This is a genomic window from Bradyrhizobium sp. TM102, assembly GCF_009176685.1.
GTDB lineage: Bacteria > Pseudomonadota > Alphaproteobacteria > Rhizobiales > Xanthobacteraceae > Bradyrhizobium > Bradyrhizobium ottawaense.
The window spans coordinates 2,492,151-2,505,447 of the sequence record NZ_AP021855.1; the positions used below are offsets into that span (position 1 = coordinate 2,492,151).

15 protein-coding genes are annotated in these 13,297 nt (G+C 60.2%); 14 read left to right on the top strand and 1 reads right to left on the bottom strand.

Annotation, left to right across the window (positions count from 1 at the left end):
• The first annotated feature begins 165 nt into the window (after window positions 1-165).
• From GDN70_RS11685 to GDN70_RS11750, 14 genes are all read left to right on the top strand, one after another.
• Entirely contained in the window at window positions 166-381 is a 216-nt protein-coding gene (locus GDN70_RS11685) for a hypothetical protein (protein WP_038973515.1), read from the top strand.
• Between the two features lie 101 nt (window positions 382-482).
• Complete coding sequence (locus tag GDN70_RS11690) at window positions 483-989, top strand: prepilin peptidase (RefSeq protein ID WP_038949703.1); 507 nt, start codon at window positions 483-485, stop codon at window positions 987-989.
• Window position 990: 1 nt separating this feature from the next.
• On the top strand, window positions 991-1,956 hold the full coding sequence (gene cpaB, locus GDN70_RS11695) for a Flp pilus assembly protein CpaB (protein WP_152102542.1): 966 nt from the start codon (window positions 991-993) through the stop codon (window positions 1,954-1,956).
• Entirely contained in the window at window positions 1,956-3,161 is a 1,206-nt protein-coding gene (locus GDN70_RS11700; RefSeq protein WP_038949701.1) for a pilus assembly protein CpaE, read from the top strand. Before cpaB ends, GDN70_RS11700 begins: the two co-directional genes overlap by 1 nt.
• On the top strand, window positions 3,158-4,582 hold the full coding sequence (locus GDN70_RS11705; RefSeq protein WP_152102543.1) for a CpaF family protein: 1,425 nt from the start codon (window positions 3,158-3,160) through the stop codon (window positions 4,580-4,582). The genes GDN70_RS11700 and GDN70_RS11705 overlap by 4 nt, the downstream gene beginning before the upstream one ends.
• A complete protein-coding gene (locus tag GDN70_RS11710; RefSeq protein WP_038949698.1) occupies window positions 4,579-5,511 on the top strand; it encodes a type II secretion system F family protein in 933 nt (310 codons plus the stop codon). The genes GDN70_RS11705 and GDN70_RS11710 overlap by 4 nt, the downstream gene beginning before the upstream one ends.
• Window positions 5,508-6,416 (top strand): type II secretion system F family protein, encoded by a 909-nt coding sequence (locus tag GDN70_RS11715; protein ID WP_152102544.1) that lies wholly within the window; start codon window positions 5,508-5,510, stop codon window positions 6,414-6,416. Before GDN70_RS11710 ends, GDN70_RS11715 begins: the two co-directional genes overlap by 4 nt.
• Window positions 6,417-6,418: 2 nt before the next feature.
• On the top strand, window positions 6,419-7,066 hold the full coding sequence (locus tag GDN70_RS11720; RefSeq protein WP_152102545.1) for an isoprenylcysteine carboxylmethyltransferase family protein: 648 nt from the start codon (window positions 6,419-6,421) through the stop codon (window positions 7,064-7,066).
• A gap of 51 nt (window positions 7,067-7,117) precedes the next feature.
• Complete coding sequence (locus tag GDN70_RS11725) at window positions 7,118-7,549, top strand: hypothetical protein (protein ID WP_097669187.1); 432 nt, start codon at window positions 7,118-7,120, stop codon at window positions 7,547-7,549.
• A gap of 9 nt (window positions 7,550-7,558) precedes the next feature.
• Window positions 7,559-8,896: a TadG family pilus assembly protein gene (locus GDN70_RS11730; protein WP_152102546.1), complete on the top strand. Its 1,338-nt coding sequence runs from the start codon at window positions 7,559-7,561 to the stop codon at window positions 8,894-8,896.
• Window positions 8,893-9,312, top strand: a complete 420-nt coding sequence (locus GDN70_RS11735) for a TadE family protein (RefSeq protein WP_152102547.1) — start codon at window positions 8,893-8,895, stop codon at window positions 9,310-9,312. The genes GDN70_RS11730 and GDN70_RS11735 overlap by 4 nt, the downstream gene beginning before the upstream one ends.
• Before the next feature lie 433 nt (window positions 9,313-9,745).
• Window positions 9,746-11,425: a type II and III secretion system protein family protein gene (locus tag GDN70_RS11740; protein WP_152102548.1), complete on the top strand. Its 1,680-nt coding sequence runs from the start codon at window positions 9,746-9,748 to the stop codon at window positions 11,423-11,425.
• A 12-nt stretch (window positions 11,426-11,437) separates the two neighbouring features.
• Window positions 11,438-11,836 carry a hypothetical protein gene (locus GDN70_RS11745; RefSeq protein ID WP_038949689.1) on the top strand — a complete coding sequence of 133 codons (399 nt, stop codon included), beginning with the start codon at window positions 11,438-11,440 and terminating at the stop codon, window positions 11,834-11,836.
• Between the two features lie 168 nt (window positions 11,837-12,004).
• A complete protein-coding gene (locus GDN70_RS11750) occupies window positions 12,005-12,454 on the top strand; it encodes a tetratricopeptide repeat protein (protein ID WP_240536539.1) in 450 nt (149 codons plus the stop codon).
• A gap of 37 nt (window positions 12,455-12,491) precedes the next feature.
• Here GDN70_RS11750 and GDN70_RS11755 read toward each other — a convergent pair whose 3' ends face one another.
• Complete coding sequence (locus GDN70_RS11755) at window positions 12,492-13,262, bottom strand: hypothetical protein (protein ID WP_038949688.1); 771 nt, start codon at window positions 13,260-13,262, stop codon at window positions 12,492-12,494.
• Window positions 13,263-13,297 lie beyond the last annotated feature (35 nt).

Genomic DNA, 13,297 nt, shown 5'->3' on the forward strand with positions numbered 1-13,297 from the left:
GGGCTCGTTCCGGTAGGGTTAATTCAAAATACATTATATATTAAATGTTGACGGTAATAAACATTTAATGGATAGTTTACCGCTGGCGGGGCCGGACATAAATCCGCAGCCGCTGGAAGTCGCCGAGGTGTCTGCAAATTCATCTTGAAAGAAGGGATTCTTCCTATGTTGCATCATTTCATCGAGACCACGGAAACGTTGAAGCGTCTGCGAACTGACCAGGATGGCGTGGTGTCATTCGAGTACATCATCGTCGCGGTTTGTATCGTCGGCGCGGTGGGTGCCGTGTTCGGTGGCGGAGCCGGTGGGCAGATCGGGGCGGCGCTGACGACCGGGATCACCGCAATCACCACCGCTTTCACGACCGCGATCGCTGGTTGATACCGCCATTTTGGCGCCAGAGGGGGGCAATCCAAGCTGCCCCCCTCCTGCAGAAGTGCTCCCGCCAGTTTGCCTTCCACCTTTTTTGAAACGTGCATTTCATGAGTTGGATTGCTCCCACAGCCTCGATCCTGGAAATCCTGTTGTTGCTCTATGTCGCAACGATGGACGTTGCGACGCGCTTGATCCGAAACGAATTTTGTCTTGCGCTGGCGCTGCTCGGGATCGCCGGTCAATTGCCCAGCCCGATTCAAGTCGCTGTGTCGCTGATCACAGCCGGGATCCTCTTTCTGCTGCTTTTTGTCCTGTACGCGCGCGGAGGAATTGGTGGCGGCGATGTCAAGCTGCTGGTTGCCCTGGCGGTTGGTCTCCCGCCGAGCGGCGTGATGCAGTTGCTGACCGTCACCGTGCTGGCCGGCGGCGTTCTTGCCTTGGTGCATCTGATGATGCGTCACCTGCCATATCCCAGACTGGCACCCGCCGGATCGTCGCTCGCGCGCCGGATCTACGCGATCGAGCGGTGGCGCCATTTGCGACACGCCCCGCTGCCTTACGGAGCCGCTATCGCCTGCGGCGGTATCTGGACCATTTTGAGCAAAGGATCGTGAAATGTCATCCGCGCTGCGTCTGTCGATCATCGTGGTGCTCTTGCTTGCAACCACAGCGTTCGGACTGATCGCCTACAGCATGAACCTGCCGAAGGCGCAGCCTCCGGTCCCGGTACAGGTGACAGAGGCGCCCCTCGCGCCGGCGGCGCCGACGACCGCCGGATACTTCGTCGCGGCACGGCCATTGCCGAGGGGGACGTTGGCCCGCGAAGAGGATTTCGCCGTCCGCTCGGTGCCGCCGGAGCGCGTTCCCCAAGGGGCTATCCTTGAAACCCCCGAGTCCAAGGCCGGACTTGCCGGTTCACTCATCCGCAACTTCGTCGAAGCGGGCAGTCCCGTTACGTTGCAGGATATCCTGCGCCCGCGGGATCGGGGTTTCCTCGCCAGTGTCCTGGCGCCAGACAGCCGTGCCATCAGCATCAAGGTTGACGAGGAGGCCGGTGTCTCGGGTCTCATCAGGCCAGGCGATCACGTGGACGTCGTGTTGACCCAGGTCTTCGAGAAAGTCGATACCGCGCGCCGCGCCCTCAGCGAAACCGTTCTGCGTAACGTTCGAGTCATCGCGATTGATCAGGAGATCGTGCAGGGCGCGCGACCCATCAGCGGGATGGCAGGTAAGCAAACGCAGACCGTGTCACTGGAGCTTACGCAGGTGCAGGTCAAGAAAGTCACCGTCGCAAAGCAACTCGGGACGCTCTCGTTCGCCGTACGCGCAGCAGTCGATCAGTGGGACAAGGCAGACACCGGCGCGATGTCGAGCTGTGACGTGTCGCCAGAACTTGCCCGCCAGTATGCAATTTCCGCACAGAGAACGGCAGTGTTCGTTCATTCAGGCGGTGAGGTCAAGCAATACACGGTCAGGAAGCAAGAGGAAGACGCTCTCGTCAGCTGCGACGGTGCATCGGAAGCCGTGCGCCCGACTGCGACGGCGGCGGGTTACGATAACAGGTTGTCGGAGAAACGTTGATGAGCATCGCCATAGCCACTCCGCCTGAAGAAACGACGTCAATCGTTACGCGTAACCGCATCGTCGGTTTCGTAAACGATGAGCTCAGCGCTGCGGCGTTGCGCAAGGGGCTCGAAGGCGCCAATCTCTCGATCAGACGCGGCACGATCCGCAATGCCATACGGATGCTCGAAACCGACACGGATCTGTTCGCGCTGGTGGTAGACATCAGTGGCGTCGATGATCCCTTTACTGAACTGGAAAGGCTGGCCGGCGTCTGTCCACCCGATGTCCGCGTAGCCGTGATCGGCGACAACAGGGAGATCACGTTCTACCGTGAGCTCCTGGAGCTTGGCTTGACCGAGTATCTGCCGCGGCCGCTCACGCGCGATCTGGTGCTGGACAAGCTGCGCCCCAAGCTTCTCGGCGACGTCGCAGCCAACCAGATCGATCGTGGCGGGCACGTGGTCTCGATCTGCGGGGCGCAGGGCGGCGCCGGCGCCACGAGCATTGCGATCAATCTGGCGCTGCAACTTGCCGAGACGACCAAGGCCAAGGTGGCGCTGCTTGATCTTCATCTGCAGGGCGGCGAGGCCGCCGTGATGTTGGGTGTTCGTCCCGGGCCAGGGCTGCGTATCGCTCTGGAAAATCCGATGCGGGCGGACACACTCTTCCTCGAGCGCGCGGCAATCGAAGTCAACGAAAGGGTTTGCCTGGTCTCGGCCGACGAGGACCTCGATGCGCAGCTTGAAATTACGGAGGCTGGCGTACGACACGTGCTTGGTCTGCTGCGTCAACGGTTCAACTACATCGTCGTCGATGTACCCGTCCCGTTTCCGCCGTCGATCTATCCCGTGATTGCGCTTTCCCGTCATGTGATGGTGCTGCTCGAATCCGAGGTGACCGGACTTCGCAATGCCCATGCGCTACGCACCGCAGTGATCAACATCGCGGGCAAGGACCGGGTCTTTACCTTGCTCAACCGGGCCGGTCGTCCCGGGGGCCTTCCGAGGGCGGCGGTTGTCAAGGCGTTGGGTGCAGAGCCCGACATCGTCGTTCCCGATCTCGGCAAGGGCATGACCGAGGCGCTCAATCTCGGAATTCCAGCTCTGAAGCACGTCAGAAAATTGCGGCGTCACCTGGCGCCGATCGTACGGGAGATCAGCGGTGTCGCTGCCGAGCGAGGTAGCTGGTGGAGGAGGGTGCTCACAGCACATCTGCGATGAAGAAGTTTGGTAGGCGCGAAGACGACGCACCAGCTCACGTATCCGCCTTGGCGGCAGGCCTCCCTGCATCTGCGATAGGCTTGCCTTTGCCGTCGCCCAGCGCGATTGCAGCCGCACCGAACTTGCCTTCACCTGCGCCAAGGCGCGACGAACCAGCGATCCACCAACCCATCATTCCGCCTTCGCTGCGTGAACGGGTGATTGAGCAGATCGAACCCGCGGTGGCCGCAACCGTCTCGCGGGAGGTTCTCCGGCGGCAGATTGAAGAGATCATCCATCACATTGCCAACCAGGAACGGCTCGAGCTGTCGGGCCGCGAGCAGCTGCAGCTCGCGGACGAAATTGCCGACGACATGACGGGTTACGGGCCGCTCCGTCCGCTACTGCTGGACCAATCGATCAACGATATCATGGTGAACGGTCCAAGTAATATCTACGTGGAGCGAAGCGGCAGGCTGGAACGAGTGGCGGTGCGATTCCGCGACAATGATCACATCGCCTCCGTCGCTCAGAAGATTGCCGCGCAGGTCGGTCGGCGCGTCGACGAATCCAGTCCGATGGTGGATTGTCGCCTGCTGGATGGCAGCCGGGTCAACATCATCCTCCCGCCGCTGGCGATCCATAGTCCGTGCATTTCCATCCGCAAATTTCCAAGCCGTCGTTTGGACATCGCCGGATTGATCGAAAACGGCTCGATGACCCCGGCCATCGGACAATTGCTGGAGATCGCCGCCCGCTCGCGGCTCAATGTTCTGGTCTCCGGCGGCACCGGATCCGGCAAGACGACGCTCCTGAACGCGATGAGTCAGTTCATCGATCACACCGAACGTATTGTCACGATCGAGGACGCGGCGGAGCTGCAGCTTCAGCAGCCCCACGTGATCAGCCTGGAGACCCGGCCTCCCAGCCTCGAAGGCACAGGGCAGGTGACACAACGAGATCTGCTGGTGAATGCCCTGCGCATGCGTCCCGACCGGATCGTCGTCGGCGAGGTGCGCAGTTCCGAAGCATTCGACATGCTGCAGGCGATGAACACCGGCCATGATGGTTCGATCTCCACGGTACACGCGAATAGTACCCGGGATGCCCTGACTCGCATCGAAAACATGGTGCAGATGGGACAGGTCAATCTACCGTCGCGCGCCATTCGAAGTCAGATCGTCGCTGCGCTGGACCTCATTGTGCAGGTCGAACGCATGCGGGACGGACAGCGCCGCATCGTTCAGATCAGCGAGGTGATCGGCCTTGAAGGGGAGGTGATCACCACCAATGACATCGCAGCCTTCGAGTATCAGGAGGAGGATGTGAACGGGCGGATATCGGGCAGCTACAAGTCCAACCTTGCAACCCCGAAGTTCAAGAGCCGGCTTGTCTATTTCGGGCTGGATGGTGCTTGGGCCGAGGCCATGAGGCAAATATGACGCTGGAGTCCGTGATCGTCACTGTTCTGGCGCTCGCGATGTGCGCAGCAGCCGTTTCGTTGTGGCTCGACGCTCGGGAAAGACGCATCAATCGTCGGTTGGCGGTTGCTTTGCCAACGTCGCATCCGGCTAACCTGCCATCCATTCGCCGCTTGGAGGCCGGCTCTCAGGATCAGTTTCTCAATCGGCTGTCCAACTACAATCCCGATATACCTTACGTGTTGCGTCCCGCCTACGTGCTGCTTGCCGGTGCATTCGGAGCAGCGGCGATCCTCTATGCGAACAGCCAGCTGGGATATTCCATCGTCTACGCGTCCATTGTCGCGGCAATCGCGGCCCTCATTGTGATACGAGGCCTGTTCGGATGGCAGCAACGTCGCTTCGCTCTTCAGCTTTTTCGACAGCTGCCTGATGCGATCCAGCTGGTGACAAGTACCGTGCGATCGGGTCTGCCTGTGCACGAGGCATTTCGTGCCCTCGCGCGGGATATGCCGCAGCCAACGGCCGGGCAGTTTGCCATCGTATGCAGCGAAGTGAATCTGGGAAGACCTGCAGAGGAAGCTGTCCAAGCTGTCTATCGGCGAACGCAGGTGGCAGAGTATGCGATCTTTGCGGTGACACTTGCCGTGCAGTTGAAGTCCGGTGGCAGCCTGGCCGAGACCTTGCAGAACCTGGGAGACACTGTCAGGCAACGTGTTGCGCTGGCTGCCCGCGCCAAGGCGCTGGCAGGAGAGGTGATCTTTTCCTCACGGGCGCTGACAGTCTCGCCCTTGATCGCAGGTGGGGTCCTGTACGCAGCCAATCCGCAAACGGTCGATCTGTTGTTCACCGATCCGGTTGGAAACAAGCTGCTGGCTTACGCAGTCCTTTCGGTGCTTGTCGGAGCCCTGGTGATAAGCTGGATGGTCAGAAGGGAAACAGAACTATGACTTCTGGTCTCAGTCTGGTGGCCCTTGCAGTCGTGGCTGCGACTGCGTCCTGCATGTTGATCATCCGCGAAATACACATTCGTACATTGGACGCCCGGGTATCAAACGCCGTGATGGGCGTTGCTGGCCGGTCTGCGCCCTTCCAGGATGTGACCGGTTGGTTTTCGTCACTCGGCATGCGCTACCGTCGCTTCTATGCCGAGGAAAATCTGGATCAGCTACGAACCATCCTTCAATCGTCGGGTTTCAATCATCATCGAGCCTTGCCGACCTGGATCGGTGTCAAAGCCGTCAGCATGGCGCTATGCCCGATCATCGCCGGGTGTGCCGCTCAGCTTCTCGGGAAGCCGCTGCTGGATGTGCTGGTCTTCACACTTATTGGCCTGGCGATCGGAATTTTAGCGCCGCGATTGATACTGGCGGTGCTGAAGCGGCGGTTTGATGCCGCCATTCGACTGGGCACGCCGGACATGATCGATTTGCTGGTTGTGTGCAGCGAATCGGGAATGGGACTGGAAAGCGGGCTGGCACGCGTAGCGCAAGAAATGCAAGAGACCAATCCCGCCATAGCCAGGGTCATGACCGGACTTCTTGATGATCTCCGGATCCTGCCAAGCCGCAGCGACGCATTCGAGAAGCTGGGAGCTACATCGGATGGGCTTCGCCGATTCGGAATCATGGTCGGCCAAAGCCTGCAATATGGAACTCCGGTGGGCCAGGCGCTGAGGAGCATCGCCGTCGACCTCCGGCGCGAACGAATTACCAAGCTTGAAGAAAGAGCACACAAGTTGGGCGCCAAGCTGACCATTCCGATGGTGTTGTTCCTGCTTCCAGCCATGTTCGTCATTTTGGGAGGAAGTCCCATTCTGCATCTCGTGCGTTCGTTCGCCAGCTTCGGTAAGTAGCCATGAGCACGATTGCCCTGTCGAAAACGTCCTCTTACGATCGGACAATGCAACTGTTCGGCGGCATGTGGTTCATGTTGCTGGCGCTTGGCGTCGCCATCAAGATCGGATCATCGGCTCATGATCCCTGGCCATCGCTCCTGTCGAGTGTCTGCCTCGCTGTCTTCTACGTGCTCCTGGCGCTGTTGATCATCACGCGGCCCCCGGCGAAGGCGCAAGCGAAGGGCCGTCTCCCAAGGATAGCGGCGTTCGTCGGCACCTATATGCCGTGGACGATCGCTTTCTTCGGCGAAACCGACAAGGCGTTGCCAAACCTGGCGTCCACCGCGTGCGTGTTGATCGGCATGATCATGATGCTGGTCACCATCCGACATCTTGGCAGGTCGTTCAGTCTGGTGCCACAGGCGCGCAACGTGGTGCAAACGGGTCCGTATAGGTGGATCAGGCACCCGCTCTACCTCGCGGAAGAAATCGCGGTGCTGGGTGTGGTGCTGAGAAGCCCGACGCCGCTGACAGCGGCCTTGCTCGTCTTGCATATCGGCATCCAGGTTTGCCGGATTTATTACGAAGAGGACCTGCTTCGGCGCAACTGTCCTGAATATTCCGCTTACGAAGCATCGCGCTGGAGAGTGATTCCTTACGTTTGGTGAGTGCTGTTCCGGTGGACGACCGGAAGGGTGAGTATTGGTCGAGGTCAACTCATGAGCCGCAAGAAGTCGTTCAACGTGGATCAGCGCGGCGCCGTCGCATTTGAGACATTGCTCGTCTACCCGGTTTTGGTGGCGTTCCTGCTCATGCCGCTCGCCGACCTGGCTGCTGCGGGCTTCCAGTTTATCTCCGCATGGAGCGCATTGCGCTCCTTCGGACAGTATGTGCAGTACGCCAATCCGCTCGCCCCTGACGGCACCGTGAGCTGGAAGACAGGGCTACAGACGACAGTCGCTGGTCATGCGATCAGCAACCTTCAGGTTTTGTGCGGAGACGCAGGGGCCAGCTGTTCGCCAGGCAATCTAGCTTCTCCCAAGTACATTACATTCTCGACAACCATCACCTTGGCTCCAATTGTGTGGAGAGGGGTGCTGTGTCCCACCACCTGTACCTACACGCTGCCTTACTCAGAACGCTTCCAGTAGGGGGCTTCCATGCGTAGTCTGCTCCGTTCCCAACGAGGCTCCGTCGCATTCGCAACGGTCATCGCTCTCGTGCCGCTCATCGGAGTAGTCGCACTCGGGGCGGAGGCCGGCTCGTGGTACGTCACCCGCCAACATGCGCAGAACGCCGCCGACTCGGCCGCCTATTCGGGCGCATTGCGGCTTTCATGTACAATGGCGGGTGCGGCCTGCGAAACCCAGACAGTGGATTATCGCGGCAAGGAATTCGCGGCACAGAACGGGTTTTGCAACTCGAGTCCCAACGACGCTACCGGCTATCCGGGCAGAAACTGTCCGACAAGCCTACCGACCAGAGTCTCGCGGGCCGTGCAGATCGATATCGGCGATTACAATGGGACCACGTTCACAACGCCAGCTGCAGGTACCGGCAATGCCGTTCGCGCCAGAGTCAGTCAGCAACAACCGGCGTACTTGGCAGCAGTGCTGGGTTTGGCCAACATCAACATCCCCGCCCAGGCCATTGCAGTGGTCCAGCAGCCGACCAAGGCCTGCGTCCTGGCGCTTGGACCTGACTCCGGCGCACTCAAGCTTGCTGGTAACCTCAGCAACAACGGAACTGGCTGCGCGCTGATGTCGGATACCAGCGTTCAACTTGCCAGCACTCCATCGTTCACCGGCTCGGGATGGGCAGTCTATGGTGTAAGTGGCTGCGCCCCCTCAGGCACCTGTAGCAATCTCAGCGTGCCGTACAACTATTTCATGACCTACGCCAGCAATCCGCTCAGCAAACTGGACACCGCATCGTTCAACAGCAGGACGGGCAATACAAATATGCCATGCACCCTTCAGGCGGATGGGTGGAAGCATTGCGCGCCAAATAGCGCCGGGACTGGAGCTTACGGCAGTTTCACGGTGCAGAACGGGGACAAGTACGTTTTGGACCCGGGAACATACTTCTTCTACAAAGCAAATATAAAGATGACCGGCGGACAACTGAAGGGCACAGGCGTAACCCTCGTCCTGCTCGGAGACTCGCAGCTTACCATCAACGGCGGTACGGCTGATCTCTCCGCACCTACCACTAACGCGTTCTCTTCTGATCTGGATGGCGTCCTGATTGATGATCAGGCTCCGAGCAAGACCAGCAACAAGGTCACCATAAACGGTGGCGGTCAGGTTAGCCTGGGCGGGGCTATCTACTTCCCCAAGGTCGACGTTAGCTGGGCCGGTACGACTTCCAGTGCGAATACGACCTGTTCACAGGTGATTGCGAAAACGATCGACATGAGCGGTGGCGGCTACCTCAGCACACAAGGCTGTGCGCCGGCCACCATCGTTTACACCCAAGTTGTCGCTTTGGTGCAATGATGAGAAAGCTCGACAATCGCGGGATGGCGCCGTTTGAATTTATCATGGTGTCCGTGGCGCTTTTCACGTTGATGTTCGTCATCTTCGATCTCGGGCGCTATGCCATCACGATGCAATCCTTGCGGACGCTCGCGAGTGCCGGCGCCCGTGCGGTCATGATCAGCTGCTATACGCCTGCCTTGCTTCAAAGCCCGCCGCAGTCGCCGGCCGGCTGCATCGGGGATCCCCTGTCCACCGCCGCCAAGCAGAACGCGGCCCCCTTCCTGTTTTTTGGAGGTCTCACGCCAACGCTGACCGTGGGTGCCAACAGCAACAGCTTGAGTGTTACAGCTTCCCAGGCAAACTTTAAGATGCTGATGCCCATATGGGGCACAACGCTCAATGCGCCGATCGCCTCCAACCAGATTCCCTTCTAAGGCGAATATGGCAGCACGCCTGACATGTTTCGCTCGACAGCTCTTTGTCGCCGCGGCGTGCGGGCCAGACGCGCGGGTGCGGGATTACTCGGCCAAGCGAATCGCCAAGCGTGCGACCGATTGTCGTTCCATCGCAAGGCCACGACCGGAGCGCGCGCCAAGAGCGGTCGTGCTGCGGGATAGTTCCCCACAACCAGTGAGAATGATGCGCGCTGGCAACATCGAAGGGTTTTCTTTCTGCTTGCGGCGCTGCGGTAAGTATCTCGTCTTGCAAGCTGCCTGCATGAAGGAGGATGATCTTGGAAACACGAAGTAACGAATTGTAGTGGGACAGATTGTAAACTCTGCGACGTGGTGCGCAGAGGGGAAATGTTGAGGACGTCGAGCACGTAGATTTGCGGGGATCTCCGTGGATCGCAGTGGGGGGACTCGGATGAGTGGCGATCGCGTTTCGGGTAACAGGGTCGGGAGGCTTCTCGCCTTCGGCGTGATGGGTCTGGGCGCGGCGCTCGCCTCCTCTGGGGTCACGGAGCGCGCGACGGCTGCAGACCGGCGCGGCTCCTCCGGCGGCGTCATCGTCAGCGAGATGAATGACGTCCAGCGGGTCAAGCTCGTCGTCAACAAGTCACGTACATTCAAGGTCGACACGGCCTTTGCGACGATCGTGGCGGGGTCGTCTGACATCGTCGACGTGAAGTCGCTGAGCGATCATCTCATCTACGTGCAGGGCAAGCAGACCGGCACCACCAACGTCATCCTGTTCGACAGCTCGATGAAGCAGATCGGGATCCTCGACGTCGAGGTCGTGATCGATACCGGCAATCTGCAGCAGAACATCCGGACCAGCACCGGCGGGCAGGGTATCCGCGTGTCGGCTTCCGAGGGCCAGGTGGTGCTCAGCGGGGTCGCCGCCGACGCAGTTACCGCCGAGCGGGCCATGGCGATCGCCACCAGCACGGTCGCGAAAGGGGGCGTCGTCGTCAACGCGATGAGCGTCGCGGCGCCGCAACAGGTGATGCTCGAGGTGCGCTTTCTAGAGGTGAGCCGGGAGGCTGGACGCAACTTGGGCGTCAATCTGTATGCGGCTAATGCTAACGGCACCAATGTGGGCAATAGCGGACTTGGTTCGACGACGGCCGTCGGGCGGGCACCCATCGGTGGCATCAATAGTCTCACGAGGGTACCCACCACCGGCGGCACTAGCAACCTTAGTCCCAGCAGTACTCCTGTTGGCGCCAATCCTGCTGGCAGCCTTCCGATACTCGGAACTCTTGGGACGCTGGCCGGTACTGCTGGAGGCATTGCGCCGGCGCCGTTCGGAAGCTTGTTGACCAGCATTATCAGGACCAGCAGCGGGGGCTCGGTGGACCTGTTGATCTCGGCGCTGGAAACCAAAGGATTGGCACGCCGGCTGGCGGAACCAAATCTGACCACGCTGTCCGGCGATGCTGCCCGCTTTCTCGCCGGCGGTGAATTTCCAGTGCCGATCCCGACCCAGACGCAGAACGGCTTTCCCACCATCACAATTGACTACAAGAAGTTCGGTGTTGAGCTCGCCTTCGTCCCCACCGTGCTCTCGCGCGGTGTGATCAATCTTCGGGTCGAGCCGTCGGTCAGCGAACTTGATTTCGCCAACGCTGTGACGATCCAGGGGACGACCGTTCCTGCGCTGACCCGCCGCGACGCGCGAACCACGGTTGAGTTGCGCGATGGCCAGAGCTTTGCCATCGCCGGCCTGTTGCAGACCCGCAATCGCCAGGACGTCTCGCAACTGCCCTGGATCGGCTCGGTGCCGGTGATTGGAAGCCTGTTCAGCAGCAAATCGTATCAGCAGGAGGAAACCGATCTGGTGATCATCGTGACGCCGCGCCTGGTCGCGCCGGCGGCACCCGGTCAGCAACTGGCATCGCCACTCGACTCCCGCCTGCCGGCCAACGACGTCGATTTCTTCCTCAATGGTCAGATGGAAGTCCGCAAGCGGTACAATGACTACGTCAATTCCGGAGGCGAGGTGAAGGGACCGTATGGCCACATCATCGCGCCTGAAGTCCGGACCCCCGTCGTCGTCCCGGCCGCGAGTGCCGATCAGACGGTCGTCAAAACTCTAAACTAGAGGACGCGCGAGATGACGATCAGGTATCTGGCTCTGTTTGCGCCCTTACTGCTCGGGGGATGTTACGGCGTCGCCGGTCATGACGAGGTGGACCGCTACTTTCAGCGTTCCGACAGCATCACGATGACCGCCGGCGATGCCAAGCAGGTCAACGCCGTGACTCATACAATTCATCCATGGCCGCGATACGTCGGTGATCGCCGGATCGCATACGATGCTCGACGTGTGGGCTCGGCCGTGACGCGTTACGGCAACCAGCAACAGCCGGTGGATCAGCTTCCCGACATGGGCGATCCGACGAAACTCATCGGCCAGCGGCCTCCGGTCACGCAGAATGTCAACGTAACTGGATTGGGTGCGGGAGCATCGGCGGGAGTATCGGTGCCGGTCGGCGGGGCAGGGGGCAGGTAGCGGCTTCTGGTAATTGAGTTGAGGGACGGGACATTTGAGTGCGGTGCAGTGCGTCCGCTGGGCCGGGCGGGGGACAAGATTATGCGACGTGCCATTCTACTGTTGACCTGTTGCTGGCTGGCGCCAGGCCTTGCGGCATGTGACTATACCACGAGGGAGGCTGCCATCGTGGCTCCGGTCGAGCCACCGGGTGGGGACCCGGTGCAGGAGCCGACCGACGTCAAGTACTACCCGTCGGACGAGCCTGTGCGGCTGGGCCTGGAGCATTACAATCGCGGCAGTTACGGACTCTCGCAGCGCTATTTCAAGGACGCCGTCGAGAAATCACCCAAGGACGTCACGGCCTGGATTGGCCTCGCAGCGAGCTACGACAAGCTGCGTCGTTTCGACCTGGCCGATCAGGCCTATGCCCAAGCGATCCGGCTGGGAGGCGAAACCGTTCAGATCCTGAATGACCAGGGATATTCGTACATGCTGCGCGGCAATCTGAATGCGGCGCGACGGAAGTTCGAGAAGGCTTATTCGCTCGATCCGGGTAATCCGGTCATCGCCAATAACCTCGAGCTTCTCAATGGCAGCCGGCGGTTCATTGAAAGACCACCCAACAACCAGCCATAAGTGCTCGACCGGCTACCGCGATCGCGGCCAGTTCTCGTCAATTTGGCCCAATCACAGCATCAGCGTGACGGCTGCCGCTGCGGATGATGACAACAAGGCCATTGCGAACGGTAAATCGCGCGCCGAGCAGTTTCCGCACCTTCTCCGTGATCGGAGAGGGAAAGGGAACGGTCTCTCCCGCGACGGGATCGCCGACTTTTATCGTCTCAGTCGCGGGGCCTGCAACTGGTGCAGGCTTGATATAGTCTCGGATAAGCTGAATCTCTTCACGTGACAGGATGAACGGAGCCGGGTCAGGCTGGGTCTCCGACGGCGGCTTGGGTGTTCCACTGCTTGCCTTTTCACGTATCTCATTGGTGCTTGCGATCTGATCGAGCCTGGCTACGCGTAGCTTGAGCGCGATGATGTCACGTTGCAGTGCTGCGATCTCCAGTTTGCGCGCGTTGACCTGCATGAAGACAATGATCGCGCAAACGCAGCTCACGACGAGGCCGACGCTCAGCAGTGCGATCAACCACCGCTCAAAGTTTCCCATCGACCCTCCGGTCGTCCGGGGGAGTCGATCGCGCTGGAGATGGCGCCGCCAGATGCGACGTCCTCGATCGATCCAATCGGTAGAGCCCGTTCCGCCGGTCGCCGCCTGGCCCGACCCAAAATGCGCGGGCGACGAGGTGGCTTCCTCTCGGTCCGGATCAACTGACGACGCCGTATCGACTTGCTCAAGCCCTAGATTCTCGGGGACGCGATCCCCCGTAGCCAGATGAGCGGCAGGGTGGAAGGGATCCATCTGCTTATCGAGCCGGCCCATCTCCGCTCTCCATGCCGCCATCTATCAACGCAGTT

What these genes read in the sequence shown, in the direction of transcription:
- cpaB (WP_152102542.1), top strand. Translation starts at nt 991, where the DNA reads ATGTCATCCGCGCTGCGTCTGTCGATCATCGTGGTGCTCTTGCTTGCA.
- GDN70_RS11730 (WP_152102546.1), top strand. Translation starts at nt 7,559, where the DNA reads ATGCGTAGTCTGCTCCGTTCCCAACGAGGCTCCGTCGCATTCGCAACG.
- GDN70_RS11690 (WP_038949703.1), top strand. Translation starts at nt 483, where the DNA reads ATGAGTTGGATTGCTCCCACAGCCTCGATCCTGGAAATCCTGTTGTTG.
- GDN70_RS11710 (WP_038949698.1), top strand. Translation starts at nt 4,579, where the DNA reads ATGACGCTGGAGTCCGTGATCGTCACTGTTCTGGCGCTCGCGATGTGC.
- GDN70_RS11740 (WP_152102548.1), top strand. Translation starts at nt 9,746, where the DNA reads ATGAGTGGCGATCGCGTTTCGGGTAACAGGGTCGGGAGGCTTCTCGCC.
- GDN70_RS11755 (WP_038949688.1), bottom strand. Translation starts at nt 13,262, where the DNA reads ATGGGCCGGCTCGATAAGCAGATGGATCCCTTCCACCCTGCCGCTCAT.
- GDN70_RS11715 (WP_152102544.1), top strand. Translation starts at nt 5,508, where the DNA reads ATGACTTCTGGTCTCAGTCTGGTGGCCCTTGCAGTCGTGGCTGCGACT.
- GDN70_RS11720 (WP_152102545.1), top strand. Translation starts at nt 6,419, where the DNA reads ATGAGCACGATTGCCCTGTCGAAAACGTCCTCTTACGATCGGACAATG.
- GDN70_RS11700 (WP_038949701.1), top strand. Translation starts at nt 1,956, where the DNA reads ATGAGCATCGCCATAGCCACTCCGCCTGAAGAAACGACGTCAATCGTT.
- GDN70_RS11725 (WP_097669187.1), top strand. Translation starts at nt 7,118, where the DNA reads ATGAGCCGCAAGAAGTCGTTCAACGTGGATCAGCGCGGCGCCGTCGCA.
- GDN70_RS11745 (WP_038949689.1), top strand. Translation starts at nt 11,438, where the DNA reads ATGACGATCAGGTATCTGGCTCTGTTTGCGCCCTTACTGCTCGGGGGA.
- GDN70_RS11705 (WP_152102543.1), top strand. Translation starts at nt 3,158, where the DNA reads ATGAAGAAGTTTGGTAGGCGCGAAGACGACGCACCAGCTCACGTATCC.
- GDN70_RS11685 (WP_038973515.1), top strand. Translation starts at nt 166, where the DNA reads ATGTTGCATCATTTCATCGAGACCACGGAAACGTTGAAGCGTCTGCGA.
- GDN70_RS11735 (WP_152102547.1), top strand. Translation starts at nt 8,893, where the DNA reads ATGATGAGAAAGCTCGACAATCGCGGGATGGCGCCGTTTGAATTTATC.